The following is a 23,060-nucleotide window of genomic DNA, read 5'->3' as shown; positions in this document are numbered from 1 at the left end:
GTGCGCACAGTGTCACCGCATGTAGAAGATGATCACGGAGGATTCGGACTTTTCCCCTCCAATGACTGTGCGCGCCCGTGTGTCCCAGTCGAGATGATCAGGAGCGGAATAGCGCATTCAGTGGCGGAATGTCCCTTTCCGTGACCGTGGGCAGCAGTCCGTAATGCCCCAAATGTAGCGCTGGTGGTGAGCAAACTCACACGAGAATCGATGTCTTAGCCATGCATTCGAAGGGAATCGCATGTTTAGCCTGACGCTTTACACCCTCACGCGCCCGCATGCGGCGCCCGTTCCGGAACAAGGTCAGATCACCGCGATGAAGACGACGACGCCCGGCACCACGGCCAACCCCCGCCGTTCCACCCTCGTCCACCTCTCGGACGCCGCAGACCTCGGCCGGGTCGCCCAGCCGGAGTACGCGGCCGAGCTGCCCCCGCGGACCGCGAACCCGCGCCGCACCATCCTCATGCAGCCCCCGGCCCCGTACCAGCCCGAGCCGTACGCCGCCGCGTCCCGCTGACCACGCGGATCGGCCGCCCCGCGCCGCGTTAGCCTGGAGCGTCAGACTCCAGCCAGCACCAAGTGAGGGGCGACAGCACTCGTGCGCATCGCCAGATTCTCCATCGACGGCAATGTGGCCTTCGGCGCCGTCGAGGGCGAGGGAACCGTCGAGTCCGGCGGCCTCGTCCTCGACATCATCAAGGGCATCCCGTACACCGACTTCGAGCTCAGCGGCACCAAGGTCCCGCTGAGCAAGGTACGGCTCCTGCCGCCCGTGCTCCCCAACAAGGTCGTGGCCATCGGCCGCAACTACGCGGAGCACGCCGCCGAACTCGGTCACGAGGTCCCGGACGTCCCCGTCGCCTTCTTCAAGCCCACCACCTCGGTGATCGGCTCCGGCGACGCGATCGAGTACCCCTCCTTCTCGAACGAGCTGCACCACGAGGCCGAACTGGCCGTGGTGATCGGCCGCATGTGCCGCGAGGTGCCCCGCGAGCGGGTGAAGGACGTCATCTTCGGCTACACCTGCGCCAACGACGTCACCGCCCGCGACGCGCAGGAGCGCGAGAAGCAGTGGGCCCGCGCCAAGGGCTTCGACACCTCCTGCCCGCTCGGCCCCTGGGTGGAGACGGACCTCGACCCGAGCGACCTGACCATCCAGGCCACGGTCAACGGCGAACAGCGCCAGCTGGGTCGGACGAGCGACATGATCCGCTCCATCGAGGACCTGGTCGTCCACATCACCGAGGCCATGACGCTGCTCCCCGGAGACGTCATCCTCACCGGCACCCCCGCCGGGGTCGGCCCCCTCAACGTCGGCGACGAGGTCGCCGTCACCATCGAAGGCATCGGCACTCTCACCAATAGGGTGATCAAGCGTGGCTAACGCGAACATCCGCGTCCGTTTCTGTCCCTCGCCGACCGGCAACCCCCACGTGGGCCTGGTCCGCACCGCCCTCTTCAACTGGGCCTTCGCCCGGCACAACGAGGGCACCATGGTCTTCCGCATCGAGGACACCGACGCGGCGCGCGACTCCGAGGAGTCGTACGAGCAGCTGCTCGACTCCCTGAAGTGGCTCGGCCTCGACTGGGACGAGGGCCCGGAGGTCGGCGGCCCCCACGCGCCGTACCGCCAGTCGCAGCGGATGGACATCTACAAGGACGTCGCCGAGAAGCTGCTCGCCGGCGGCTACGCGTACCACTGCTTCTGCACCGCCGTGGAGCTCGAGGCCCGCCGCGACGCCGCCCGCCTGGCCGGCAAGCCGTCCGGCTACGACGGCACCTGCCGCAATCTGAGCGCCGAGCGCATCGAGCGCTACCGCGCCGAGGGCCGCGACTCCATCGTCCGCTTCAAGATGCCGGACGAGCCGATCACCTTCACGGACCTGGTCCGCGGCGAGCTCACCTTCACCCCGGACAACGTCCCGGACTACGGCATCGTGCGCGCCAACGGCGCCCCGCTGTACACCCTGGTCAACCCGGTCGACGACGCCCTGATGGAGATCACCCACGTCCTGCGCGGCGAGGACCTGCTCTCCTCCACCCCGCGCCAGATCGCGCTCTACAAGGCACTGATCGAGCTGGGCGTCGCCAAGGAGATCCCCGCCTTCGGCCACCTGCCGTACGTGATGGGCGAGGGCAACAAGAAGCTCTCCAAGCGCGACCCCGAGGCCTCCCTCAACCTCTACCGGGAGCGCGGCTTCCTCCGCGAGGGCCTGCTGAACTACCTGTCCCTCCTGGGCTGGTCGTTCTCGGCGGACCAGGACATCTTCACCATCGAGCAGATGGTGTCGAAGTTCGACATCGCCGACGTCAACGCCAACCCGGCGCGCTTCGACCTCAAGAAGGCCGAGTCGATCAACGCGGACCACATCCGCATGCTCGACGTGAAGACCTTCGCCGAGGCCTGCGAGCCCTGGCTGCGCGCCCCGCACGCCAACTGGGCGCCCGAGGACTTCGACCGCGCCGCCTGGGAGGCCATCGCGCCGCACGCCCAGACGCGCATCACCGTCCTCTCGGACATCACGGCCAACGTCGACTTCCTCTTCCTGCCGGAGCCGGTCTCCGACCAGCCCTCGTGGGACAAGGCGATGAAGGGCGAGCCCGCGGCCCTCCTCACCACCGCCCGCGAGAAGCTCGTCGACGCCGACTGGAGCGACCCCGAGTCCCTCAAGAACGCGGTCCTGGTCGCCGGCGAGGCCCACGGCCTCAAGCTCGGCAAGGCCCAGGCCCCGGTCCGCGTCGCGGTCACCGGCCGCACGGTCGGCCTGCCCCTCTTCGAGTCCCTGGAGATCCTGGGCAAGGAGAAGACCCTGACCCGCATCGACGCGGCCCTGGCGAAGCTCGCCGGCTGACCGCCTCCGCGCGGTACGGTCGGTCCATGGCCATCCGCGCGGTGCTCTGGGACGTCGACGACACGATCTTCGACTACGCCCGCGCCGACCACATCGGCATGAGCGCGCACCTGACGGCCGAGGGCCTGGTGGACGGATTCGACTCCGTCGACCAGGCCCTCCGCCGTTGGCGGGAGCTGACCGCGGTCCACTGGCGCCGCTTCGAGGCCGGCGGGGTCGACTTCCAGGAGCAGCGCAGGGAGCGGGTCCGGGACTTCCTGACGGCGCCCGGCCTCACCGCGGCCCAGGCCGACGCCTGGTTCGAGCGGTACGTCACCCACTACGAGGCGGCCTGGGAGCTCTTCCCCGACACCGTGCCCGTCCTGGACCTCCTGGCCGACGAGTACCGGCACGGGATCCTGTCGAACAGCAGCCTGCACAACCAGGACCGCAAGCTCCGCGTCCTGGGCGTACGGGACCGCTTCGAGGCCGTCCTCTGCGCCGCGGAACTCGGCGTGGCCAAACCGTCCCCCGAGGCCTTCCACGCCGCCTGTACGGCCCTCGACCTGCGGCCGGGCGAGGTGGCGTACGTGGGGGACCAGCCCGACACCGACGCCCGCGGCGCCGTGGAGGCGGGGCTGCGGGGCATCTGGCTGGACCGCGCCGGCACGGGCGGCCGGCCCGAGCTGGACCGGATCACGGATCTCCGCCAGCTTCCGGACCTGCTCAGCGGGGATACCCGTTTTGGAGCACCGTCCACCTTCGGGTAATGTTCTTCCTGCGCCGAGGGGAACAAGCCGAAAGGCAAGAACCCGGAAAGCGCAAACCGAGCAAGATCCCCCTCGGGGGGAAGTTGCCCCGGTGGCCTATGGTGTAATTGGCAGCACGACGGTTTCTGGTTCCGTTAGTCTTGGTTCGAGTCCAGGTAGGCCAGCTCGCAGAGCTCATCTGCATCGTACGCGGATCGCATCCGCAAAGCCCCCGTTGTGTAGCGGCCTAGCACGCTGCCCTCTCAAGGCAGTAGCGCCGGTTCGAATCCGGTCGGGGGTACAGATCCATCCTGTAGATCACTTGGGTAGCTCCCGGTGGATCTGCGGTGACATCACCCGGTCACGACCGGGTGGGATCGCTAGGGCCCCCGTTGTGTAGCGGCCTAGCACGCCGCCCTCTCAAGGCGGTAGCGCCGGTTCGAATCCGGTCGGGGGTACGGTGTAACCACCATGGCCTATGGTGTAATTGGCAACACTACGGTTTCTGGTACCGTCATTCTTGGTTCGAGTCCAGGTAGGCCAGCTCGCAGAGCTCATCTGCACCGCGGATCTGATCCGCAGGGCCCCCGTTGTGTAGCGGCCTAGCACGCCGCCCTCTCAAGGCGGTAGCGCCGGTTCGAATCCGGTCGGGGGTACAAGACGAAGAAGCCCTTCCCTTCGGGGGAGGGCTTCTTCGCTGTCCGGCTCAGGACGCACAACTCCGGCCCACCGCTGCGGCGTTGAAGCGGTGGGCCGGGACGAACGGAACAGAAGGAGAGCGTCAGCCGGTGCGGCGGAGGGCCTCGGACAGACGGGCGGCCGCGTCGATGACCGCCTGGGCGTGCATACGGCCCGGGTGGCGCGTCAGCCGCTCGATCGGGCCGGACACCGACACGGCGGCCACCACCCGGTTCGACGGGCCGCGTACGGGCGCGGAGACGGACGCGACGCCGGGCTCCCGCTCGCCGATCGACTGGGCCCAGCCGCGGCGCCGTACGCCCGACAGGGCCGTCGCCGTGAAGCGGGCGCCCTGGAGGCCGCGGTGCAGCCGCTCGGGCTCCTCCCAGGCCATCAGGATCTGCGCCGAGGAGCCCGCCTTCATCGTCAGCGTCGAGCCGACCGGGACGGTGTCCCGCAGGCCCGAGAGACGCTCGGCCGCCGCAACGCAGATGCGCATGTCGCCCTGGCGGCGGTAGAGCTGGGCGCTCTCGCCGGTGACATCGCGCAGATGCGTCAGAACCGGGCCCGCGGTCGCGAGCAGGCGGTCCTCGCCGGCCGCGGCGGCGAGCTCCGCCAGGCGCGGTCCGAGGATGAACCGGCCCTGCATGTCACGCGCCACCATCCGGTGGTGTTCCAGTGCCACGGCGAGACGATGTGCCGTGGGTCGTGCGAGTCCCGTCGCCGCGACCAGTCCTGCGAGGGTGGCCGGACCGGACTCCAGGGCGCTCAGGACAAGGGCTGCCTTGTCGAGAACGCCTACGCCGCTAGAGTTGTCCATGCAACGATATTCACGTCTCACTCTGTGAAACGCAAGTTCAATTTCCCGAGGAACTTGTCACTCTGGTGAGGCGGCCGCACAACGGCCCGCGAAACGGGTCTCTAGTTGTGCCGGCGTAGACGTCGGCCGGAGGGAAAGCGATGGGTAGGACACTCGCGGAGAAGGTCTGGGACGACCACGTCGTCCGGCGCGCCGAGGGCGAGCCCGACCTCCTCTTCATCGATCTGCACCTGCTGCACGAGGTGACCAGCCCCCAGGCCTTCGACGGCCTGCGCCAGAACGGCCGGCAGGTGCGGCGCCTCGACCTCACCATCGCCACCGAGGACCACAACACCCCGACCCTCGACATCGACAAGCCCATCGCGGACCCCGTCTCCCGCGCACAGCTGGAGACCCTCCGTAAGAACTGTGCCGACTTCGGCGTCCGGCTGCACCCGCTGGGCGACGTCGAGCAGGGCGTCGTCCACGTCGTGGGACCGCAGCTGGGCCTGACCCAGCCCGGCACCACCGTGGTCTGCGGCGACTCGCACACCTCCACGCACGGCGCCTTCGGCGCGCTCGCCTTCGGCATCGGCACCAGCCAGGTCGAGCACGTGCTCGCCACCCAGACGCTCCCGCTGGCCCGCCCGAAGACCATGGCCATCACCATCGACGGCGAGCTGCCCGAGGACGTCACCGCCAAGGACCTGATCCTGGCGATCATCGCCAAGATCGGCACCGGCGGCGGCCAGGGCTACATCCTGGAGTACCGCGGCTCCGCCATCGAGAAGCTCTCGATGGAGGCCCGGATGACCATCTGCAACATGTCGATCGAGGCCGGCGCCCGCGCGGGCATGATCGCCCCCGACGCGACCACCTTCGACTACCTCAAGGGCCGCGACCACGCCCCCGAGGGCGAGGACTGGGACGCCGCCGTCGCGTACTGGAGCACCCTGAGGTCCGACGAGGACGCGGTCTTCGACGCCGAGGTCGTCATCGACGCCGCCTCCCTGGCGCCGTTCGTCACCTGGGGCACCAACCCCGGCCAGGGCGCGCCGCTTTCGTCGAACGTCCCCGACCCGGCTTCGTACGAAGACGCTTCGGAGCGCCTCGCCGCCGAAAAGGCCCTGGAGTACATGGGGTTGACCGCCGGGCAGCCGCTGCGCGACATCAAGGTCGACACCGTCTTCGTAGGCTCCTGCACCAACGGCCGCATCGAGGACCTGCGCAACGCCGCCGGTCTGCTGCAGGGCCGCCAGGTCGCCGACGGCGTCCGCATGCTGGTCGTCCCCGGCTCCGTCCGGGTCGCCCTGCAGGCCGTCGAGGAGGGCCTGGACAAGGTCTTCAAGGAGGCCGGCGCCGAATGGCGGCACGCGGGCTGCTCGATGTGTCTGGGCATGAACCCCGACCAACTGGCGCCCGGTGAGCGCTCCGCGTCCACCTCCAACCGCAACTTCGAGGGCCGGCAGGGCAAGGGCGGCCGGACCCACCTGGTCTCTCCCCAGGTCGCCGCCGCCACCGCCGTCCTGGGCCATCTGGCCTCCCCGGCCGATCTGTCCGACGTCGCCACCACCGCGGGGGTCTGAGGAACCATGGAAGCTTTCACCACGCACACCGGCCGGGCCGTCCCGCTGCGCCGCAGCAACGTCGACACCGACCAGATCATCCCGGCGCACTGGCTCAAGAAGGTCACCCGCGACGGCTTCGAGGACGGCCTCTTCGAGGCCTGGCGCAAGGACTCCGAGTTCATCCTCAACCGCCCCGAGCGGCAGGGTGCCTCGGTCCTGGTCGCCGGCCCCGACTTCGGTACCGGCTCCTCCCGTGAGCACGCCGTCTGGGCGCTCCAGAACTACGGCTTCCAGGCGGTCATCTCCGCCCGCTTCGCCGACATCTTCCGCGGCAACTCGCTGAAGAACGGCCTGCTGACCGTGGTCCTGCCGCAGGAGACGGTGGACGCGCTCTGGGAGCTGACCGAGGCCGACCCGACCGCCGAGGTCACCGTCGACCTGGAGCGGCGCAAGGTCCTGGCCGCCGGGATCGACGCCGACTTCGAGCTCGACGAGAACGCCCGCTGGCGGCTCCTGAACGGCCTCGACGACATCAGCCTCACCCTTCAGAACGAAGCCGACATCGCGGCCTACGAGGCGTCACGACCGGCCTTCAAGCCCCGTACAATTACGGCCTGAGCAGCGCTTTTCCAAGACTGCGCCCCCCACCGCCCGGTGGGGGGCGCAGTCGCTTGTTGGGACCCTGTCGGGCGACAACTCGCCCTAGATGGCACAATCGGTGCATGGAACGCGACAGCCAACTCGAGCTCTACGAGGCAGTCGCAGCCCGATTGAAGGAAGCGCACACAAGAGTGCGCTCACTGCAAGTCCCGGAGGGCGTAAGGATGGCGCTGTCCCGGAAGCTGCTGGTCGTGACGGCCGCGGCGAAGCACGATCTCAAGGACGCGGCAGCGCGTCTGGACCGGTTGATGAAGGACCTCGACGAGGGCCGATTCCCAGAGGACGACTGACACCAGGAACTCCGCAGCGGATCTTCCGCGTTGCGGCACTAGGGTGATTAGACCGTTTCGTGTTTGATTTGCGGTATATACATGCCTAACGTGCGAAAAAGCTTGAACACTTTCGTTCTGGCAATGTCTCCGAAGGGGAAGACGTGAACAAGGCGCAGCTCGTAGAAGCGATTGCCGACAAGATGGGCGGTCGCCAGCAGGCCGCCGAAGCCGTCGACCACGTGCTCGACGCCATCGTGCGTGCCGTGGTCGGTGGCGACCGGGTCTCTGTGACGGGTTTCGGCTCGTTCGAGAAGGTCGACCGCCCGGCCCGCTACGCCCGCAACCCGCAGACGGGTGAGCGGGTGCGGGTCAAGAAGACCTCGGTCCCCCGCTTCCGTGCCGGTCAGGGCTTCAAGGACCTGGTCAGCGGCTCGAAGAAGCTCCCCAAGGGAGGCGAGGTCTCCGTCAAGAAGGCCCCGAAGGGCAGCCTCACCGGTGGCGCCTCCGCGACCGTGAAGAAGGCCGCGGCGAAGAAGGCCACCACCGCCAAGAAGGCCGCCGCCAAGAAGGCGACCCCGGCGAGGAAGACCACCACCGCGGCGGCCGCGAAGAAGGCGACCCCCGCGAAGAAGACCACCACCACGGCGGCCGCCAAGAAGGCGACCCCCGCCAAGAAGACGTCCACCCCCGCGGCGAAGAAGACCGCGAACGGCGCCGCGAAGAAGGCCACCACGGCCGCCGCCGCCAAGAAGGCGACCAAGGCCGCGGCCAAGAAGACCGCGCCGGCTGCGAAGAAGGCCACGGCGACGAAGGCGCCCGCCAAGAAGACGACGGCGCGCAAGACGACCGCCAAGAAGACCGCCGCCAAGAAGTAGGACGAGCGGTAGACACCCGCCGGGCCGGGCTCCCCCCAGGGAGCCCGGCCCGCGGCGCGTCCGTGCGCCCGACGCCTGCGGTGGAGTCCCGCTCAGAAGGTCTGCAGCGTCACCAGGGTGATCCGCGCGCCGGCCCCGGACGTGCCGGGCTCGACCTCGATCCGCACCCGCTGCCCCGGCCGCAGCAACCGCAGCCCTCCCACGTCGAAGGCCTCCGCCCCGAACTCCACGGGAGTGCCGTCGTCGAGCAGCACACTGCCGCTGCGGGTCTCGGGGTCGTACGTGAACGCGGTCGCCTGCATGGACCGCAGCCTATCCGGCCGCCGGCAGCCACCGGGCGGCCGTCCGCGGGCCGAGCCCCAGCGCCCCCGCCGCCGCCAGATCCTCGCCGGTGTCCACGTCCCGGCGTACGGAATCCACCCCGGCCAGCGTGATTTCCACCGCCCCCGAAGACAAATGCCGGAGCCTCGACGGACCCCCGAATGCCGGTTCCAATTCCACCCCCGGAGCCGCCGAGAGGAATGTCGTACCTATTTCGGCGGCATCCGCGAGAAATGCCCTCGGAAATTTCCGGGCCACGTCGAGCACCCGGGCCAGTTCCTCCGGCCGCAGCGCCGGCAGATCCGCGTTGAGCGCCGCCACGCGCGCGTACGGCCGCCCGGACCGCACGGCACGGACCCCGTGCGCGAGCGCCGCGTTGAGCCCCGCCGCCGGGGAGTCCGGCACGACCCGCGCACCCAGGGCGGCGAGGACCGAGGAGGCCGTGGGATCGTCCGTGACGACCACCACATCCCGTACGCGCGCGCAGTTCAGCACCGCCCCCACGGTGTCCTCCGCGAACGCCAGCGCGAGCCGGGGGCGCAGCCGGGCCCCGGCCGCGGCGGCCAGCCTGCTCTTCGCCAGGGCAAGGGGCTTCAGGGGGACGACCAGGGACCAGCCGTCCTCCGCGTCCGTGTGCAGGGGGTGCATCGGGTGCCTCGCGTGCCTCGGGTGCGTCGAGTTCATCGGGGGTCATTCTGTCCCGCCCACGCGTTCTCCCGGAGGGCCCGGGGCGTACGGTGTCACTCGACAGACCAGGAGCACGGGGCGACACTTGACCCCCTGCCAGCCTGTCCCGGAGAAAGGTGTCCGAGTGCCCCGCCGCAGAATCGGCTTCTGGTACCGCCTCGCGGCGGTCATCGCCAAACCCCCCCTGGTGGTTCTGTTCAACCGGGACTGGCGCGGTATGGAGCACATTCCGGCCGACGGCGGCTTCATCACCGCGGTCAACCACAACTCCTACCTGGACCCGCTGTCGTACGCGCACTACCAGTACAACACCGGCCGTGTCCCGCGCCTCCTCGCCAAGGCGGCCCTCTTCAAGGCCCCCTTCGTGGGCATGATGCTGCGCGGCACCGGCCAGATCCCCGTCTACCGCGAGACGACGAACGCGCTCGACGCGTTCCGCGCCGCCGTCGACGCCATCGAGCGCGGCGAGTGCGTCGCCTTCTACCCCGAGGGCACCCTGACCCGGGACCCCGACATGTGGCCCATGGCGGGCAAGACCGGTGCCGCGCGGGTCGCGCTGCTCACCAAGGCCCCCGTCATCCCGGTGGCCCAGTGGGGCGCCAACCTGGCGATGCCGCCGTACGCCAAGGAGAACAAGCTCAGCCTGTTCCCCCGCAAGACGCTGATCGTGCAGGCCGGTCCGCCCGTCGACCTCTCCCGCTTCCACGGACTCGAGCCGACGCCCGAGGTGCTCCGCGAGGCGACCGAGGCCATCATGGCCGCCATCACCGCCGTCCTGGAGCAGATCCGCGGCGAGCAGGCGCCCGCCGAACCGTACGACCACCGCAAGGCCCGCCTCCAGCAGCGGCGCAAGGCGACAGAGGGGGGCACCAAGTGACCAAGGCAGCTGTCTTCGGCAACGGATCCTGGGGCACGGCCTTCGCCATGGTGCTCGCCGACGCGGGGTGCGAGGTGAGCCTGTGGGGCCGCCGCGCCGAACTCGCCAAGGAGATCAACGCCTCCCGGACCAACCCCGACTACCTGCCCGGCGTCGAACTCCCCGCGACGGTCACGGCCACCGCCGACCCCGCGGAGGCTGCCCACGGCGCCGACTTCACCGTCCTCGTCGTGCCCTCGCAGACCCTCCGCGGCAACCTCGGCGCCTGGGCTCCGATGCTCGCGCCCGACACCGTGCTCGTCTCCCTCATGAAGGGCGTCGAACTCGGCACCGCCAAGCGGATGAGCGAGGTCATCACCGAGGTCGCCGACGTGCCCGCCGAGCGCGTGGCCGTCCTCACCGGCCCCAACCTCGCCAAGGAGATCGCCGCCAGGCAGCCCGCCGCCGCCGTCGTCGCCTGCGTCGACGAGACGGTCGCCCAGCGGCTCCAGACCGCCTGCCTGACCCCGTACTTCCGCCCGTACACCAACACCGACGTGGTGGGCTGCGAACTCGGCGGCGCGGTCAAGAACGTCATCGGGCTCGCCGTCGGCATCGCGAACGGCATGGGACTCGGCGACAACTCGAAGGCCACGCTCATCACCCGAGGCCTCGCCGAGACCACCCGGCTCGGCCTCGCCATGGGAGCCGACCCGCTCACCTTCTCCGGCCTCGCGGGCCTCGGCGACCTCGTCGCCACCTGCTCGTCGCCGCTCTCCCGGAACAACACCTTCGGCACCAACCTCGGCCGCGGGATGACCCTCCAGGAGACCATCGCGGCCACCAAGCAGACCGCCGAAGGCGTCAAGTCCTGCGAGTCGGTGCTGGATCTGGGCCGCCGCCACGGCGTCGACATGCCCATCACCGAGACCGTCGTCTCGATCGTCCACGAGGGCAAGCCGCCGATCGTCGCCCTCAAGGAGCTGATGTCGCGCAGCGCGAAGCCCGAACGCCACTGAGCGGGCCCCGGTACTGGGCCGTACGGGCCCGGCGGGCAGCGGGGCGCACGGCCGTTCGGGAGTCGCAAGGTACGCTCGTCGCGATATGAGCGAGAACACCCAGAGCCCCCGCAAGCCGCGCGTGGCCGTCGTCTTCGGCGGACGCAGCTCCGAGCACGCCATCTCCGTCGTCACGGCGGGCGCCGTCCTGAGCGCCATCGACCGGGACAAGTACGACGTGCTGCCCATCGGCATCACGACGGACGGGCGCTGGGCGCTCACCGCCGACGCCCCCGAGCGCATGGCCATCGCCGACCGCGCCCTGCCGAACGTCGCCGACCTGGCCGAGTCGGCGGAGGGCGGCGTCGTCCTCTCCGTCGATCCGGCCAACCGCGAGGTCGTCCTCAGCGAGCCGGGCTCCGTCCCCAGGGCGCTGGGCGAGGTCGACGTGGTCTTCCCGATGCTCCACGGTCCGTACGGCGAGGACGGCACCCTCCAGGGCCTCCTGGAGCTCTCCGGCGTCCCCTACGTCGGCGCGGGCGTCCTCGCCTCCGCCGTCGGCCAGGACAAGGAGTACATGAAGCGGGTCTTCGTCTCCTTCGGTCTCCCCGTCGGCCCGTACGAGGTCATCCGGCCCCGCGAGTGGGAGCAGAACCCGGCCGCCGCCCGCAAGAAGATCGTCGAGTTCGCCGCCGACCACGGCTGGCCGCTGTTCGTGAAGCCGGCCCGCGGCGGTTCGTCCATGGGCATCACCAAGGTCGACGACCTCTCCGGCCTCGACGAGGCCATCGAGGAGGCCCGCCGCCACGACCCCAAGATCCTCGTCGAGTCGCTGCTGCGCGGCCGCGAGATCGAGTGCGGCGTCCTGGAGTTCGAGGACGGCCCCCGCGCCAGCGTGCCGGCCGAGATCCCGCCGGTCACCGACCACGACTTCTACGACTTCGAGGCCAAGTACATCGACTCGGCCTCCGGCATCGTGCCCGCCCCGATCGGGGACGAGGCCACCGCCGAGGTCCAGCGTCTGGCCGTCGCCGCCTACGAAGCCGTTTCCTGCGAGGGCCTGGTCCGCGCCGACTTCTTCCTCACCGAGGACGGCGACTTCGTCATCAACGAGATCAACACCATGCCGGGCTTCACGCCCATCTCCATGTACCCGCGCATGTGGCAGGAGAGCGGCGTCGGCTACTCGGAGCTGGTCGACCGGCTCATCCAGGCCGCGCTGAACCGCTCCACGGGCCTGCGCTGACCGGAGCCGGCCGCACGGGACAGCACCCGGGAAGACCGTGCCCCGGCCTCTCAGAGGCTCGGCGGCACGGTCTTCCGCACGGGAGCGGCGAGATCGGCGAGCGGCGTCACATCGTGCGCGTACCGCTCGTCGAGCACCACCTCGACGTACGCCTTGCGGTACGTCGTGGTGAGACGGGGCCCGCTGCCCTCCGGGCGCTCCAGCATCCAGTTCACGCCGTTCGCCTCGATGCCCTGCGCCTTGGGGTCGCTCATCTTTTCGGGCCGGGGCACCCCGCAGCGCAGTACGATCGCACCGTCACCCCAGCCGGCGGTCAACTCGGAGCCGGGCTCCGGGTCACTCCGCTCAAGACCCGCCACGGTGTCGGGAAGCTCCTTCGCCAAGGCCTGGCAGAAGGCGGCCTCCGCCGCGGGGGGACGGGGAACCACGACGGACGCCTCGGCGTCCGACGAGGAGCAGCCGGCGGCGGCCAGCAGCGATACGGCGGCCGCCACGGCGGCGGGCAGGCCGAAGGGCCGGTGCGAAGACATCACCGGCCAAGCGTAGACGGGGGCTACAGATGAACGACCGGGCAGGTGAGGGTGCGCGTGATGCCGTCCACTTGCTGGACCTTGGCGACCACCATGCGGCCGAGCTCGTCGACCGTGTCCGCCTGCGCGCGCACGATGACGTCGTACGGACCGGTCACGTCCTCGGCCTGGAGCACCCCCGGGATCTTGGAGATGGCGTCGGCGACGATCGACGCCTTGCCCACCTCGGTCTGGATGAGGATGTACGCCTGAACCACGGAACCTCCAGGGCGACCACGAGGATCTTGTGGGAGAAAGGGACGCCACGGTACCGCGTCGCCACGGGCCGCGGGGAGACCCGCGCGTCCCGGGGCACCGCCGGGGTGGCGTACGCAGGACAGAAGTTGACGGTCTACTTGACGGTACCCAGCACGGTGACGGCCCGCGACCCGCGGCGCGCGACGACGCGCCCCCGCCCGCCGGCCGGCACGAAGACACGAGGTGAGGCGCGGTGAAGGGCACAGTCGGAGAGCTGGGCGAGTTCGGGCTCATCAGAGAGCTCACGTCCCGGCTCACCTCCACCCCGGCGGTACGGATCGGGCCGGGCGACGACGCCGCGGTCGTCTCCGCACCCGACCGGCGCGTGGTGGCCAGCACGGACATCCTCCTCGAAGGGCGTCACTTCCGCCGCGACTGGTCGACGGCGTACGACGTCGGCCGCAAGGCCGCGGCGCAGAACCTCGCCGACATCGCCGCCATGGGCGCGGTCCCCACCGCGCTCCTCCTCGGCCTCGTCGTCCCCGCCGAACTCCCCGTCACCTGGCCCACCGAACTCATGGACGGCCTGCGCGACGAATGTCAGGTCGCGGGCGCGGCGGTGGTCGGCGGAGACGTCGTCCGCGGCGACACGATCATGGTCTCCATCACCGCCCTCGGCGACCTCCGCAACCACGATCCGGTCACCCGGGGCGGCGCTCAGCCCGGCGACGTCGTCGCCTACACCGGCTGGCTCGGCTGGTCCGCCGCCGGGTACGCGGTCCTCTCACGGGGGTTCCGTTCTCCGCGCGCCTTCGTCGAGGCCCACCGCAGGCCCGAACCGCCGTACCACGCGGGTCCCGCGGCCGCCGGTCTCGGCGCCACCGCCATGTGCGACGTCAGCGACGGCCTCATCGCCGACCTCGGCCACATCGCCGAGGCCAGCAAGGTCCGCATCGACCTGCGCTCGGGGCTCATCGACATCCCCACCCAGATGAACGACATCGGCCAGGCCGTCGGCGTCGACCCCATGCAGTGGGTCCTGACCGGGGGAGAGGACCACGCCATCGTGGCCACCTTCCCGCCGGACGTGAAGCTCCCCGCCCGCTGGAAGGTCATCGGAGAGGTCCTCCACCCCTCCGCGCTGCCGCAGGTCACCGTGGACGGCGCCCCCTGGCACAGCGTGGGCGGCTGGGACCACTTCGGGGAGACGGAATGACGTCCCGGCCCCCGCTGGTGCTGACCGTCGCCGGCTCCGACTCCGGCGGCGGCGCCGGCATCCAGGCCGACCTGAAGACGATGCTCGCGCTCGGCGTCCACGGCATGAGCGTGCTCACCGCCGTCACCGCGCAGAACTCGCGGGGCGTCCAGGGCGTCTGGGAGCTGCCGGTGGAGGCCGTCCGCGCCCAGTACCGGGCCGTCGTCGACGACATCGGCGTCCAGGCGGTCAAGACCGGCATGCTGGCCACGGCCGCGCTCGTGGAGACCGTCGCCGAACTGCTCGCGGACACCGCCGCCCCGGTCGTCGTGGACCCGGTCGGCGTCTCCAAGCACGGGGACCCGCTGCTCGCCGAGAGCGCGCTCGACTCCGTACGGAAGAGGCTGCTGCCCCGGGCGACCGTCGCCACGCCCAACCTGGACGAGGTGGCGCAGCTCACGGGCGTGCACGTCGTCCACGAGAGCGACATGCGGACCGCGGCGGAGGCGGTCCTGTCGTACGGGCCGCGCTGGGTCCTGATCAAGGGCGGGCACCTGCCCACCGGTCAGGAGGCCGTGGACCTGCTCACGGACGGCTCCGAGGAACACTGGCTGCGCGCCCCCCGCCACGACAACCGGCACACCCACGGGACCGGCTGCACGCTCGCCTCGGCGACGGCCGCCGGGCTCGCCGAGGGGCTCGGGGTGCCGGAGGCGGTGCGGCGGGCCAAGGAGTACGTGACCGGGGCCATAGGCGCCGGCTTCGCCCTGGGCTCGGGCATCGGCCCGGTCGACCACGGCTGGCGGTTCAGGACCTGAGGACCTCGCCGGGCCCCCGGGCCGGCGGGGACCCGTCCGCGTCCGGGCATGGCAAAAGGCCGGTTCACCTAGGTGAACCGGCCTTTCAAGGCAACCGCAGGGGCTGCGCTACGACAGAAACGTCGCAATTAGCGCGAGACCTTGCCGGCCTTGATGCACGAGGTGCAGACGTTGAGCCGCTTCGGCGTCCGACCCACAACGGCACGCACGCGCTGGATGTTCGGGTTCCAGCGACGGGACGTACGGCGGTGCGAGTGCGAAATGTTGTTGCCGAAGCCCGGCCCCTTGCCGCAGACGTCGCAGTTGGCAGCCACGGGTCACTCCAAAAGCTTCAGGATTTACAGTGAATTCCGGCGCACCGGAATCAGGAGTCTGAAGTGGCTTGCCGGGGGACGGCCCGGTGTGAACCGGGCAACCGAAGCAGCATACAACGCCTGCCTCGGTGGAACGAAACTACCACGATCCGCTCGGACCCTGTCCCGGGCCCTGGTCACAGGGGGTCCCCCCCTGGTCGAGCGAAGCCGAGAGCTTGGGGGAGGGACGCCCCGGGCTCTACCCTGCGGTGAGCTCACCGCCGAAGGAGGACCCCCGTTGTCGCGAGCCCTTCAGCCCTTCGAGGAGCTCGACGAGCTCGACGCGGAAGCGGTCAGGTCCTGGTGCGCGCGGACGCTCGACGCGCTCGGCCGGGAGCGCGAGGAGATCGACGCGATCAACGTCTACCCCGTGGCCGACGGGGACACCGGCACCAACCTCTACCTGACGGCGGAAGCCGCCCACCAGGCCGTCGAGGCCGTCTTCGCCGCCTCCGCGCCCGACATCACCGAGACCGTACGGGCCATGGCGCACGGCGCCCTGCTCGGCGCCCGCGGCAACTCCGGAACCATCCTCTCCCAGCTCCTGCGCGGCATGGCCGGGGTGCTCGCCGAGGGCGGTGACGGCGCTCACCTCGCCCGCGCCCTCGCCGAGGCCGCGAGCGCGGCGCGACGGGCCGTCGCCCACCCCGTGGAGGGCACCATCCTCACCGTGGCGGGGGCCGCCGCCGAGGCCTGCGCGGCCGGCGGCGGACTCGTGGAGGTGGCGAGGAACGCCCACGAAGGGGCCAGGACCGCCCTCGCCGCCACCTCGGGGCAACTGGACGTCCTCGCACGTGCCGGGGTCGTCGACGCCGGCGGCAGGGGCCTGGTGACGGTCCTCGGCGCCCTCCTGGAGACCGTCACCGGACAGGCCCCGCCGCCCGCCGACACGGCCGCCGTCCCGTACGCCCCCCGCGAGGAGTGCCCCACCGAGGGCGGGCCCGCCTACGAGGTGATCTACCTCCTGGAGGCCGGGGAAGCCGCCGTGGAGCTGCTGCGGTCCCGGCTCGACGCCCTGGGGGAGTCCCTCGTCGTCGTCGGCGGCGACGGCCTGTGGAACGTCCATGTGCACGTCGACGACGCGGGCGCCGCCGTCGAGGCCGGCGTCGAGGCCGGCCGACCGCACCGCATCCGGATCACCCACTTCGCCGCCGACGCGTCCGCGACCCCCGGCCCGGGCGAGCGCGCCCAGCGCGCCGTCGTCGCCGTCGTCCCCGGCGAGGGCCTCGCCGGGCTGTGCGCCGAGGCGGGCGCGACCACCGTACGGACCCGGCCGGGCGAACCGCCCGCCGGCGACGAACTCCTCGACGCCATCCGCCGGGCCCACGCGCGCGAGGTCGTCCTCCTGCCCAACGACAGCGACCTCCGGCAGTCGGCCGCCGCCGCCGCCGAACGCGCCAGGGCCGAGGGCATCCGCGTCGCCCTCATCCCGACCCGGGCCGCCGTCCAGGGCATCGCCGCCCTCGCCGTCCACGAACCCGACCGGCGCTTCGACGAGGACGTCGTCGCCATGACGGCCGCCGCCGGCGCCACCCGCTACGCCGAACTCGCCGTCGCCGAACGCCAGTCCTTCACCTCCGCCGGCGTCTGCCAGGCCGGCGACGTCCTCGGCCTCATCGAGGGCGACGTCGCCGTCATCGGCCAGGACCTCACCGAGACGGCCCGCACGGTCCTCGACCGGATGCTGTCCGCCGGCGGCGAACTCGTCACCCTCGTCGTCGCCGACGACGCCCCGCCGGGCCTCGCCCCCGACCTGGAACGGCACGTCCGGCGCGGCTACCTGGCCGTCGACACCACCACGTACCACGCGGGCGCGGGGGCCCCACCGCTGCTCATCGGGGTGGAATGACCACGACTGTCGGTGCCGTGGTGTGCAATGGAACGCGTGCCCGCGCTCGACGAACCACTCAAGAAGTCCCTCGGCCCCGCCACCGCCAAGGTCATGGCCGAGGCACTCGACCTGCACACGGTCGGTGACCTGCTCCACCACTACCCCCGCCGGTACGCCGAGCGCGGGGAGCTGACCACCCTCTCCGACCTGCCGCTCGACGAACACGTCACCGTGGTCGCCCAGGTCGCCGACGCCCGTGTGCTCACCTTCAACGGCTCCAAGGGGCGCGGCCAGCGCCTCGAAGTGACCATCACCGACGGCAGCGGCCGCCTCCAACTGGTGTTCTTCGGCAAGGGCGTCCACAAGCCGCACAAGGACCTGCTGCCGGGCACCCGGGCGATGTTCGCCGGCAAGGTCTCGCTCTTCAACCGGCGCCTCCAGCTCGCCCACCCGTCGTACGAACTCCTCCGCGGCGACAGCGAGGAGGCCGTGGACGTCTGGGCCGGCGCCCTCATCCCGATCTACCCGGCCACCACCAAGCTGGAGTCCTGGAAGATCGCCAAGGCCGTCGACGCCGTCCTGCCCAGCGCCGTCGACGCCGTCGACCCGCTCCCCGACGCCCTCCGCGAGGGCCGGGGCCTCGCCGAGCTCCCCGAAGCCCTGCGCCTGATCCACCGGCCCCGTACCAAGGCCGACATCGCCACCGCCCGCGAGCGCCTCAAGTGGGACGAGGCCTTCGTCCTCCAGGTCGCCCTGGCCCGCCGACGCCACGCCGACACCCAACTCCCCGCCGTCGCCCGGCGCCCCGCCCCCGACGGCGTCCTCGACGCCTTCGACGCCAAGCTCCCCTTCACCCTCACCGACGGCCAGAAGAAGGTCTCCAAAGAGATCTTCGACGACCTCGCCACCGACCACCCCATGCACCGCCTCCTCCAGGGCGAGGTCGGCAGCGGCAAGACGATGGTGGCCCTGCGCGCCATGCTCGCCGTCGTCGACTCCGGGGGGCAGGCCGCCATGCTCGCCCCCACCGAGGTCCTCGCCCAGCAGCACCACCGCTCGGTCACCGAGATGATGGGCGAACTCGCCCTGGGAGGGATGCTCGGCGGCGCCGAGCGGGCCACCAAGGTCGTCCTGCTCACCGGCTCCATGGGCGTCGCCGCACGCCGGCAGGCCCTCCTCGACCTGGTCACGGGGGAGGCGGGCCTCGTCATCGGCACCCACGCCCTGATCGAGGACAAGGTCCAGTTCCACGACCTGGGCCTGGTCGTCGTCGACGAGCAGCACCGCTTCGGCGTCGAACAGCGCGACGCCCTCAGGGGCAAGGGAAAGCAGCCGCCGCACCTCCTCGTCATGACCGCCACGCCCATCCCGCGCACGGTCGCCATGACGGTCTTCGGAGACCTGGAGACCTCTGTCCTCGACCAGTTGCCCGCCGGACGCTCCCCGATCGCCAGCCACGTCGTCCCCGCCGCCGACAAACCGCACTTTCTCGCGCGCGCGTGGGAGCGGGTGCGCGAGGAGGTCGAGAAGGGACACCAGGCGTACGTGGTCTGCCCGCGCATCGGCGACGAGGAGGACAAGAAGAAGAAGTCCAAGGCGTCCACCGAGGACGAGGCCGAGAAGCGCCCGCCGCTCGCCGTCCTCGACGTCGCCGAGAAGCTCCGCACCGGCCCCCTCGCCGGGCTCCGGATCGCCGTCCTGCACGGCCGCATGCACCCCGACGACAAGGACGACGTGATGCGCCGCTTCGCCGCGGGCGAGCTCGACGTCCTCGTCGCCACCACCGTCATCGAGGTCGGCGTCAACGTCCCCAACGCCACCGCCATGGTGATCATGGACGCGGACCGCTTCGGCGTCTCCCAGCTCCACCAGCTCCGCGGCCGCGTCGGCCGCGGCTCCGCCCCCGGCCTCTGCCTCCTCGTCAGCGAGATGCCCGAGGCGACCCCCGCCCGCCAGCGCCTCGCCGCCGTCGCCGCCACCCTCGACGGCTTCGAGCTCTCCCGTATCGACCTCGAACAGCGACGCGAGGGCGACGTCCTCGGCCAGGCCCAGTCCGGCGTCCGCTCCTCCCTGCGGGTCCTCACCGTCATCGACGACGAGGAGGTCATCACCGCCGCCCGCGAGGAGGCCACCGCCCTCGTCCTCGCCGACCCCGACCTCACCGCCCACCCGGGGCTGCGCACCGCGCTCGACGCCCTCCTCGACAAGGACCGGGAGGAGTACCTGGAGAAGGGCTGACGCGGGGCGGCGGCCGCCGCCCTAAGCTGTTGCTTACCGCAATGGCCCATGGAGAACGAGGACACCGATGACCCGCGTGATCGCCGGCACCGCCGGCGGGCGCCGCCTGGCCGTGCCGCCCGGCAACGGCACCCGCCCCACCTCCGACCGGGCGCGCGAGGGCCTCTTCTCCACCTGGGAGGCCTTCCACGGCCTGGCCGGCTCGCGCGTCGCCGACCTGTACGCGGGCTCCGGCGCCGTCGGCCTCGAAGCGCTCTCCCGCGGCGCCGCCCACGCCCTGCTCGTCGAGGCGGACCCACGCGCCGCGAAGACGATCCGGGACAACATCCGGTCGATCGGCCTGCCCGGCGCCGAACTCCGCACCGGCAAAGCGGAGCAGATCGCGACGGGCCCGGCCCCGGCCGAGCCGTACGACCTGGTCTTCCTCGATCCGCCGTACGCCGTCGCAGACGACGATCTTCGCGAGATACTCCTCACACTCCGCTCCGGGGGCTGGCTCACGGACGACGCCCTCGTCACCGTGGAGCGCAGCACCAGAGGCGGGGAATTCGGCTGGCCGACCGGTTTCGAACCACTGCGGGCCCGTCGTTACGGCGAGGGAACGTTTTGGTACGGTCGCGCCGCCTCTACGTGCGAAGACGCACGATGACCGGACCGGAGAGCGAGGGACCCACGTTGCGCCGCGCCGTCTGTCCGGGGTCATTCGACCCCATCACCAACGGACACCTCGACATCATCGCCCGTGCCTCCAAGCTGTACGACGTCGTACACGTCGCGGTGATGATCAACCAGTCGAAGAAGGGCCTGTTCACGGTCGACGAGCGGATCGAGCTGATCCGCGAGGTGACCGCCGACCTCGGCAACGTCGAGGTGGAGTCCTTCCACGGGCTGCTCGTCGACTTCTGCAAGCAGCGCGACATCCCCGCCATCGTCAAGGGGCTCCGCGCGGTCAGCGACTTCGACTACGAGCTGCAGATGGCGCAGATGAACAACGGCCTCACGGGAGTGGAGACCCTGTTCGTCCCCACCAACCCGACCTACAGCTTCCTCTCCTCCTCGCTGGTCAAGGAGGTCGCGGCCTGGGGCGGCGACGTCTCCCACCTGGTGCCCCCCGCGGTGCTCACCCGGCTGACCGAGCGCCTGGCGCAGAAGTGACGCGCGGCCACCTCCGCTGACGCTCCGTCACCTGGTGTCGGTCGGACGCCGACTGCCCTTACAGTCGTCCCGTCCGTCTCCATCCAGCTGTAGAGAGTGGCGAGCACCCGGTGGACGTACAGAAGAAGCTCGACGACATCGTCGCGACCGTGCAGGGCGCCCGCTCCATGCCCATGTCGGCATCCTGCGTGGTCAACCGGGCCGAGCTGCTCGCCCTGCTCGAAGAGGTACGGGAGGCCCTGCCCGGCTCCCTCGCCCAGGCCCAGGAGCTGATCGGCGGCCGCGAGCAGCTGGTCGAGCAGGCCCGCCAGGAGGCCGACCGGATCATCGAGGCCGCCCACGCCGAGCGCGGCTCGATCGTCTCCGACACCCAGGTCGCCCGGCAGTCCCAGGAGGAGGCCGACCGGATCCTCTCCGAGGCCCGCAGGGAGGCCGAGGAGGTCCGGGCGGAGGCCGACGACTACGTCGACTCCAAGCTCGCCAACTTCGAGGTCGTCCTCAACAAGACGATCGGTTCCGTCGACCGGGGTCGAGAGAAGCTCCTCGGCCGCGGCCCGGGCCTCGACCAGGACGGGTACGCCGACCCGGACGCCCCGGAGTACAGCTCCGACCCGGGGACCCTGATCCACCGGGCCGACGAGTACGTCGACGCCAAGCTCGGCGCCTTCGAGGCCGTGCTCAGCAAGACCCTGGAGGCCGTGGGGCGGGGCCGGCAGAAGCTGCACGGCCGGATCGCCTCCGACGCCCTGGGCGAGCACATGGCCGCGCAGGACGGCCTCGGCGGCGGCGGTGGGCACACCAGCGACGCCGACTACCTGGCCGGACTCGCGGAGCTGTCCGACCCGGAGCCGGTCCAGATCCCGGCGCAGCAGCAGCCCCAGCAGCAGCCCCACCCCGAGCCGTACGCGGCCTACCAGCAGGTCCAGCAGCAGCCCGACCCGTACGCCGCCTACCAGCAGCAGGTCCAGCAGCAGCCCGACCCCTACGCCGCCTACCAGCAGCCGCAGCAGGCCGACTCCTACGGCTACCAGCAGCAGGACCCGTACGCGTACCAGCAGCCCGTCCAGCAGCCCGGCCAGCCGCAGCAGCAGACCGCCGCGCTCGACGAGACCAGCTTCTTCGACACGAGCATGATCGATCTGGAGCAGCTGCGCCGGTACGAGCAGGGGCACTAAGGTCCCCTAGGCCCGGATTGGGCCCTGGGCGAAGCGTCCAGTATCCTGGCCCTTCGGTCGCGCGTATTCCGCGATCCTTGCTGCCCACGTTCCGGCAGCCTCCTCACGATGTGAAACGATCCGAAAGCAGGAAGAGCCCTGAGCACGCGCCTCGACCACCGCAACCCCCTCGTGTTCGACACACACGAGCTGGGGCGGCGTCCTGGTGCCCTCCAGCGGATCTCGCGTTCGATCGAGGCCCCCAGGGACCTGGGCGTCGAAGGAGTGATCGGAGTGCCCGAGGGCGCTCCGGTGGACATCGATCTCCGTCTTGAGTCGGTCATGGAAGGGGTGCTTGTCACAGGCACCGCCCGTGCATCGGCCGAGGGGGAGTGCGTAAGGTGTCTGGAGCCCGTCGAGCTCGAGCTCGACGTGGACTTCCAGGAGATGTTCTCGTACCCCGACTCCGACGACCGGGGCCGCTCCAGGGCGGCCGCGGACGACGAGGCCGAGGAAAGCGAGGACATGATCCCCCTCGAGGACGGCATGTTCGACCTCGAACCCGTGCTGCGTGATGCGGTGGTACTCGCACTGCCGATGCAGCCGGTGTGCCGGGATGACTGTGCAGGCCTGTGTTCCCAGTGTGGAACCAACCTGAACGAGAACCCGGACCACCACCATGACGTCGCCGACATTCGTTGGGCGGCGCTGCAGGGACTCGCCGGTTCGCTGGGAACCGATGAGAAGGACAACATGAGCGGCAAAGCCTCTGACGGGGACGTCCGAAGCGCCGCCGAGAAGCAGGAGAAGTAGCCGTGGCTGTTCCGAAGCGGAAGATGTCGCGCAGCAACACGCGCCACCGCCGGTCGCAGTGGAAGGCTGCGGTCCCCACCCTGGTTTCGTGTGAGCGTTGCCAGGAGCCGAAGCTGCAGCACATCGCGTGCCCGAGCTGCGGCACCTACAACAAGCGCCAGGTCCTCTCGGTCTGATTGGGCTGGTGAGAGGC

26 protein-coding genes and 5 tRNA genes are annotated in these 23,060 nt (G+C 70.8%); 25 read left to right on the top strand and 6 right to left on the bottom strand.

Features of this window, described 5'->3' with window-relative positions:
• Window positions 1–316: 316 nt before the first annotated feature.
• The 9 genes from ABT034_RS14730 (at window position 317) to ABT034_RS14690 (ending at window position 4,239) form a co-directional block, all read left to right on the top strand.
• Window positions 317–520, top strand: a complete 204-nt coding sequence (locus ABT034_RS14730) for a hypothetical protein (protein ID WP_351214948.1) — start codon at window positions 317–319, stop codon at window positions 518–520.
• A gap of 81 nt (window positions 521–601) precedes the next feature.
• Entirely contained in the window at window positions 602–1,387 is a 786-nt protein-coding gene (locus tag ABT034_RS14725; protein WP_351214946.1) for a fumarylacetoacetate hydrolase family protein, read from the top strand.
• Window positions 1,380–2,855 (top strand): glutamate--tRNA ligase, encoded by a 1,476-nt coding sequence (gene gltX / locus ABT034_RS14720; RefSeq protein WP_351214944.1) that lies wholly within the window; start codon window positions 1,380–1,382, stop codon window positions 2,853–2,855. Before ABT034_RS14725 ends, gltX begins: the two co-directional genes overlap by 8 nt.
• 26 nt (window positions 2,856–2,881) lie before the next feature.
• Window positions 2,882–3,604 (top strand): HAD family hydrolase, encoded by a 723-nt coding sequence (locus tag ABT034_RS14715; protein WP_351214942.1) that lies wholly within the window; start codon window positions 2,882–2,884, stop codon window positions 3,602–3,604.
• Window positions 3,605–3,696: 92 nt separating this feature from the next.
• Window positions 3,697–3,768 (top strand) — tRNA-Gln (locus ABT034_RS14710).
• Window positions 3,769–3,811: 43 nt separating this feature from the next.
• A tRNA-Glu gene (locus ABT034_RS14705) sits at window positions 3,812–3,884 on the top strand.
• A gap of 84 nt (window positions 3,885–3,968) precedes the next feature.
• A tRNA-Glu gene (locus ABT034_RS14700) sits at window positions 3,969–4,041 on the top strand.
• 14 nt (window positions 4,042–4,055) lie between these two features.
• Window positions 4,056–4,127 (top strand) — tRNA-Gln (locus ABT034_RS14695).
• A gap of 39 nt (window positions 4,128–4,166) precedes the next feature.
• Window positions 4,167–4,239: transfer RNA gene (locus ABT034_RS14690), tRNA-Glu, on the top strand.
• 125 nt (window positions 4,240–4,364) lie between these two features.
• Here ABT034_RS14690 and ndgR read toward each other — a convergent pair.
• On the bottom strand, window positions 4,365–5,081 hold the full coding sequence (gene ndgR, locus ABT034_RS14685) for an IclR family transcriptional regulator NdgR (RefSeq protein ID WP_015036427.1): 717 nt from the start codon (window positions 5,079–5,081) through the stop codon (window positions 4,365–4,367).
• Between the two features lie 140 nt (window positions 5,082–5,221).
• Here ndgR and leuC point away from each other — a divergent pair, with 140 nt between their 5' ends.
• The 4 genes from leuC to ABT034_RS14665 all read left to right on the top strand — a co-directional run bounded on the left by leuC (window position 5,222) and on the right by ABT034_RS14665 (window position 8,435).
• A complete protein-coding gene (leuC, locus tag ABT034_RS14680; RefSeq protein ID WP_351214939.1) occupies window positions 5,222–6,646 on the top strand; it encodes a 3-isopropylmalate dehydratase large subunit in 1,425 nt (474 codons plus the stop codon).
• A 6-nt stretch (window positions 6,647–6,652) separates the two neighbouring features.
• Window positions 6,653–7,246, top strand: coding sequence for a 3-isopropylmalate dehydratase small subunit (gene leuD / locus ABT034_RS14675; RefSeq protein WP_351214937.1), 594 nt, complete (start codon window positions 6,653–6,655; stop codon window positions 7,244–7,246).
• A gap of 104 nt (window positions 7,247–7,350) precedes the next feature.
• On the top strand, window positions 7,351–7,578 hold the full coding sequence (locus tag ABT034_RS14670; RefSeq protein ID WP_030206244.1) for an SCO5555 family protein: 228 nt from the start codon (window positions 7,351–7,353) through the stop codon (window positions 7,576–7,578).
• Window positions 7,579–7,721: 143 nt separating this feature from the next.
• Complete coding sequence (locus ABT034_RS14665) at window positions 7,722–8,435, top strand: HU family DNA-binding protein (protein ID WP_351214935.1); 714 nt, start codon at window positions 7,722–7,724, stop codon at window positions 8,433–8,435.
• Window positions 8,436–8,527: 92 nt separating this feature from the next.
• Here ABT034_RS14665 and ABT034_RS14660 read toward each other — a convergent pair whose 3' ends face one another.
• Window positions 8,528–8,737 (bottom strand): hypothetical protein, encoded by a 210-nt coding sequence (locus tag ABT034_RS14660; RefSeq protein ID WP_351214933.1) that lies wholly within the window; start codon window positions 8,735–8,737, stop codon window positions 8,528–8,530.
• Window positions 8,738–8,747: 10 nt separating this feature from the next.
• Complete coding sequence (gene cofC, locus ABT034_RS14655; RefSeq protein WP_351215040.1) at window positions 8,748–9,404, bottom strand: 2-phospho-L-lactate guanylyltransferase; 657 nt, start codon at window positions 9,402–9,404, stop codon at window positions 8,748–8,750.
• Between the two features lie 163 nt (window positions 9,405–9,567).
• Between cofC and ABT034_RS14650 the strand changes: the two genes are divergently transcribed.
• From ABT034_RS14650 to ABT034_RS14640, 3 genes are all read left to right on the top strand, one after another.
• Window positions 9,568–10,320 (top strand): lysophospholipid acyltransferase family protein, encoded by a 753-nt coding sequence (locus ABT034_RS14650; RefSeq protein ID WP_351214931.1) that lies wholly within the window; start codon window positions 9,568–9,570, stop codon window positions 10,318–10,320.
• Window positions 10,317–11,318 (top strand): NAD(P)H-dependent glycerol-3-phosphate dehydrogenase, encoded by a 1,002-nt coding sequence (locus ABT034_RS14645; protein ID WP_351214929.1) that lies wholly within the window; start codon window positions 10,317–10,319, stop codon window positions 11,316–11,318. The genes ABT034_RS14650 and ABT034_RS14645 overlap by 4 nt, the downstream gene beginning before the upstream one ends.
• 85 nt (window positions 11,319–11,403) lie before the next feature.
• The gene (locus ABT034_RS14640; protein ID WP_351214927.1) at window positions 11,404–12,543 is read left to right on the top strand and encodes a D-alanine--D-alanine ligase family protein; all 1,140 of its coding nucleotides are present in this window, start codon (window positions 11,404–11,406) and stop codon (window positions 12,541–12,543) included.
• Window positions 12,544–12,593: 50 nt separating this feature from the next.
• Here ABT034_RS14640 and ABT034_RS14635 read toward each other — a convergent pair whose 3' ends face one another.
• Both ABT034_RS14635 and ABT034_RS14630 read right to left on the bottom strand, forming a co-directional pair.
• Window positions 12,594–13,073, bottom strand: coding sequence for a DUF3515 domain-containing protein (locus tag ABT034_RS14635; protein WP_351215038.1), 480 nt, complete (start codon window positions 13,071–13,073; stop codon window positions 12,594–12,596).
• A gap of 23 nt (window positions 13,074–13,096) precedes the next feature.
• A complete protein-coding gene (locus ABT034_RS14630; protein ID WP_351214925.1) occupies window positions 13,097–13,330 on the bottom strand; it encodes an Lrp/AsnC family transcriptional regulator in 234 nt (77 codons plus the stop codon).
• Between the two features lie 233 nt (window positions 13,331–13,563).
• On the opposite strand from ABT034_RS14630, the gene ABT034_RS14625 reads away from it, so the two are divergent.
• Both ABT034_RS14625 and thiD read left to right on the top strand, forming a co-directional pair.
• Window positions 13,564–14,526, top strand: a complete 963-nt coding sequence (locus tag ABT034_RS14625; RefSeq protein ID WP_116158650.1) for a thiamine-phosphate kinase — start codon at window positions 13,564–13,566, stop codon at window positions 14,524–14,526.
• Window positions 14,523–15,323: a bifunctional hydroxymethylpyrimidine kinase/phosphomethylpyrimidine kinase gene (thiD, locus tag ABT034_RS14620; RefSeq protein ID WP_351214923.1), complete on the top strand. Its 801-nt coding sequence runs from the start codon at window positions 14,523–14,525 to the stop codon at window positions 15,321–15,323. The genes ABT034_RS14625 and thiD overlap by 4 nt, the downstream gene beginning before the upstream one ends.
• Window positions 15,324–15,451: 128 nt before the next feature.
• Here thiD and rpmB read toward each other — a convergent pair whose 3' ends face one another.
• Complete coding sequence (gene rpmB / locus ABT034_RS14615) at window positions 15,452–15,637, bottom strand: 50S ribosomal protein L28 (RefSeq protein ID WP_003957616.1); 186 nt, start codon at window positions 15,635–15,637, stop codon at window positions 15,452–15,454.
• A 277-nt stretch (window positions 15,638–15,914) separates the two neighbouring features.
• Here rpmB and ABT034_RS14610 point away from each other — a divergent pair, with 277 nt between their 5' ends.
• The 7 genes from ABT034_RS14610 to rpmF all read left to right on the top strand — a co-directional run bounded on the left by ABT034_RS14610 (window position 15,915) and on the right by rpmF (window position 23,043).
• Window positions 15,915–17,525: a DAK2 domain-containing protein gene (locus tag ABT034_RS14610; protein ID WP_351214921.1), complete on the top strand. Its 1,611-nt coding sequence runs from the start codon at window positions 15,915–15,917 to the stop codon at window positions 17,523–17,525.
• A gap of 27 nt (window positions 17,526–17,552) precedes the next feature.
• Window positions 17,553–19,745: an ATP-dependent DNA helicase RecG gene (gene recG / locus ABT034_RS14605; protein ID WP_351214919.1), complete on the top strand. Its 2,193-nt coding sequence runs from the start codon at window positions 17,553–17,555 to the stop codon at window positions 19,743–19,745.
• Window positions 19,746–19,812: 67 nt separating this feature from the next.
• The gene (gene rsmD / locus ABT034_RS14600; RefSeq protein WP_351214917.1) at window positions 19,813–20,394 is read left to right on the top strand and encodes a 16S rRNA (guanine(966)-N(2))-methyltransferase RsmD; all 582 of its coding nucleotides are present in this window, start codon (window positions 19,813–19,815) and stop codon (window positions 20,392–20,394) included.
• Window positions 20,395–20,420: 26 nt separating this feature from the next.
• Entirely contained in the window at window positions 20,421–20,900 is a 480-nt protein-coding gene (gene coaD, locus ABT034_RS14595) for a pantetheine-phosphate adenylyltransferase (protein ID WP_351215036.1), read from the top strand.
• A 110-nt stretch (window positions 20,901–21,010) separates the two neighbouring features.
• Entirely contained in the window at window positions 21,011–22,075 is a 1,065-nt protein-coding gene (locus ABT034_RS14590) for a F0F1 ATP synthase subunit B (protein WP_351214915.1), read from the top strand.
• Window positions 22,076–22,213: 138 nt separating this feature from the next.
• The gene (locus tag ABT034_RS14585; protein ID WP_351215034.1) at window positions 22,214–22,867 is read left to right on the top strand and encodes a YceD family protein; all 654 of its coding nucleotides are present in this window, start codon (window positions 22,214–22,216) and stop codon (window positions 22,865–22,867) included.
• 2 nt (window positions 22,868–22,869) lie between these two features.
• The gene (gene rpmF, locus ABT034_RS14580) at window positions 22,870–23,043 is read left to right on the top strand and encodes a 50S ribosomal protein L32 (protein WP_015036448.1); all 174 of its coding nucleotides are present in this window, start codon (window positions 22,870–22,872) and stop codon (window positions 23,041–23,043) included.
• Window positions 23,044–23,060 lie beyond the last annotated feature (17 nt).

This window comes from Streptomyces sp. NPDC002773 (assembly GCF_040295605.1).
Taxonomy (GTDB): Bacteria; Actinomycetota; Actinomycetes; order Streptomycetales; family Streptomycetaceae; genus Streptomyces.
Note: the sequence above shows the minus strand (reverse complement) of the source record. Positions and strands in the feature narration are given on the sequence as shown.